Annotated in this window: 2 protein-coding genes; both read left to right on the top strand. The window is 64.5% G+C overall.

The features are described from left to right. On the top strand, positions 1-1642 hold a 1642-nt coding region (locus tag Q0216_RS02455), incomplete at its 5' end, for a glycerophosphodiester phosphodiesterase (RefSeq protein WP_298592646.1). Between the two features lie 298 nt (positions 1643-1940). After that, positions 1941-3478 (top strand): NAD-dependent succinate-semialdehyde dehydrogenase (locus tag Q0216_RS02450; RefSeq protein WP_298592644.1); only part of this gene is annotated, 1538 nt, incomplete at its 3' end.

The following is a 3478-nucleotide window of genomic DNA, read 5'->3' as shown; positions in this document are numbered from 1 at the left end:
TTACGCTCAACTCATAAACGAAAAAAGGACCACTACGGTGACTGCATTCCCGAAGACCTCTAAGAATCTGAGCCGCCGCGGCTTCATCGGTGCCTCCGCACTGGCACCCGCCGCCCTCATGCTCCAGGCAGGCGAAGCCCACGCCGCAGCCAACACCCGCGCACAGCTCGCGGCAGTACACAGCGGCTCCCCCGCACATCAGCTGCTCTACAAGACCGATGAATTCTTCATCGCCCACCGCGGTGCCGGCAACATCAGCCCCGAGCACACCGCCTACGCCTACGCAGAGGCCATACGCCGAGGCGCCCTCGCCGTCGAAATTTCCGTACGCACCACCAGCGACGGCCAGTTCGTCTGCATGCACGACACCAACATCAAGCGCACCACCGGTGCATCCATGGACGTGCGCGGCCACACCCTCGCCGAACTGCGCCAGCACAAGGTCAACATGCGCGAAAACCTGGGTGAGAAGACCGACCTGTACGACATCCCCACCCTCGAAGAGGCCATCGCGGCGGTTAACGCCGTACCCGCAGGCGGCGAATATGCCTCCGTCGGCGGCAAGAAGGTCGTGCTGTTCCTCGAAGCGAAGGACGGCCCCGCACAGGCAGGCCTCATCAAGTTCATCACCGAACGCGGCCTGCAGCGCCGCACCGTCATCAAGATGTACCGCGACGGCAACGGCGGCTTCAACCCCACCTCCAAGTACCTCAAGCTCGTCAACTCCGCAGGCTGCGGCACCTGGTGCTACTTCGACGGCGGCGACCCCATCGACAAGATCTCCGCAATGGCACGCCACGAGAACGTGGACGCCCTCGGCGTACCCTACTACGAGAAGCCGACCGGCGCAGCCCACGGCTCCATGAGCGAGGAAAACGTACGCACCCTCACGGGCCTCGGCAAGGCAGTCATCGTCTGGGAAGTCCACCGCCGCTCCGCCTACGAAAAGTACAAGGCACTGGGCGTGAAGGGCTTCATGTGCCCCGACCCCTACTGGGTGATCGGTGACCCCTTCGACGCCAGCGTCAAGATCAATACCGGCAAGCGCCCCCACGGCATGCTGCCCGCCGACCCCTCCGTCGCAGCGGACATGCCCGACCTGACCGGCGCAGCCATCGTGCACAACCAGCGCTATGACGAATCCGTGCTGCTCGGCCCGCTGGCGAACTACACCACCCGCGATAAGTACACCCTCGACTTCTCCATGAAGTGGACCGGTGCGCTGCCGCAGCAGGCGGGTCACTACGGCTACGTTGCCTTCGGCCGCGAACACGACGGTGCCTTCGGCATTGGCAAGAAGTTCGCCGCAAACCAGGAAGATGGCACCTACGTGCTCGCCATCCGCCCCAACTACAACGGCGGCTCCGTAGCGCAGATCCTCTGCTTCGAACCCAAGCAGACCAGCCCGCGCGTACTGCACACCATGAAGCTGCGTCAGAAGGTCACCACCGGCCAGGCACTGAACTGCAAGATCGTGCTGAACAAGAACAGCTTCTACTACACGGTCAACGGCCAGTACTCCAGCCCCATCAACCACAGCGCCTACCGTGGCCCGTACGTACACTTCGGCCGCTTCCACGGCAACAACGATGGCGGTCCTCTGGAGCTGACTCGAATCGAGGCACGTCAGTCCTGGATTTGAGAGAACCGGTGGGCCTAGTCCACCTGGGTGCCCGCCTCACCGCCGCTCAGCGGTGAGAACACGGGTACCGGGCAACGCGGATGCAACACCGAGCATCCCTTCCGGGCAACGCCTTCCATAATCCCCAGCTAGAGGCTCGTACGCCGAGCGAGAACCTACCTGAAGGGTACCCGAAGGGGGTCGTATCCACCGCGGATGCGGCCCCCTTCGGCGTGCCCGGGAATGAGAACCAACTCGGGACTAGAATTAAAAGCGTCAGAGTCGACCGCACCGGCCGCCCCAACCCGAAAGGCACGCCATGACCACCTCACCTGAAAGCTCCGCCGAGAAGGCCTCAGAGAATCCCGCCGCAAAGCCCGGCGCGAAGTCCGCCCAGCTGCGAGGCCGCACCGAACCGCACATGCACAGCTTCAACATGCCGCAGCTCGAACCCATCGACCCCTACGAGCGGCCCTCCTACCCCTTCTTCTACGTGCCCACCGACTTGCTCATCGGCGGCACCTGGGTCACCGGCGACAACGGCTCCTTCCCCGTACACAACCCCTCCTGCGGCCAAATCCTCGCGCACGTCGCCGACGCCAGCGTCGAACAGGGCATCGAAGCACTCGACGCCGCCTGCGATGCCCGCACCTCATGGGCGGCAACCAGCGTCCGCGAACGCGCCGACATCCTCAACCGCGCCTACACGCTCATGACGCAGCGCACCGAAGTCATCGCTCGGCTCATGACCCTCGAAATGGGCAAACCCCTCGACCAGTCCCGCGGCGAGGTCGCCTACGCCGCGAACTACCTGCGCTGGTACGCCGAAGAAGCCGCCCGCAACTTCGGCCGCACCGCCGTAGCCCCCGAATCCGGGCTGCAGATCACCACCGTGCGCCGCCCCGTCGGCCCCTGCCTGCTCATCACCCCCTGGAACTTCCCGCTCGCCATGGCGGCACGCAAGGTCGCCCCGGCGCTCGTGGCGGGCTGTACCGCGGTGCTTAAGCCCGCCTCCCTGACTCCGCTCAGCTCCCTGTACTTTGCGTCCCTGATGCGTGAGGCGGGCCTGCCGGACGGCGTGCTGAACGTGGTGACCACCTCCCGCACCGGCGAGGTGGTCTCGGCGCTGATGGCTGATGAGCGCCTGCGGAAGGTCTCGTTCACCGGCTCCACAGCCGTGGGCCGCACCCTGCTTGCGCAGGCCTCGCAGAATGTTCTGCGCACCTCCATGGAGCTGGGCGGTAACGCCCCGTTCATCGTCTTTGAGGATGCGGATATTCCCGCCGCTGTGAAGGGCGCCTACGCCGCGAAGATGCGAAACATGGGTGAGGCGTGCACTGCCGCCAACCGATTCATCGTGCACGAGGACATTGCCGAAGAGTTCACCCGCGCCTTCGTGGAGCGTATGGAGGCGACCGTCGTGGGTGACGGAGCCATCGACGGAACCGAATGTGGACCGCTAATTCAACCTTCAGCGGTTGAATCCATGCTTTTTATGGTGGAAGACGCCCTGGGTAAGGGCGCGCTCCTCGCCTGCGGCGGTTACATTCCCGAGCTGGACTCGGAGGTTTACGGCAACACCGGCGGCATGCCCAGGAACCTGAACAAGGGCAACTTTATTCGCCCCACCGTGCTGACCGGCGTGACCGATTCGATGCGCGTGTGGCGTGAAGAAATCTTCGGCCCCGTCGCCCCGATCACCACGTTCAGCGGCTACGGTGAGGAGGGCGAACGCACCGCCCTGAAGCTCGCCAATAACACCGAGTACGGTCTGGCGGCGTACGTGTACACGAGCAACCACCCGCGCTTTACGCGCATGGCGGCAGGGCTGGAGTTCGGCCTGATCGGTTACAACTC

Source organism: uncultured Rothia sp. (genome assembly GCF_937976295.1).
In the GTDB taxonomy this organism is placed as follows: Bacteria; Actinomycetota; Actinomycetes; order Actinomycetales; family Micrococcaceae; genus Rothia.
Note: the sequence above shows the minus strand (reverse complement) of the source record. Positions and strands in the feature narration are given on the sequence as shown.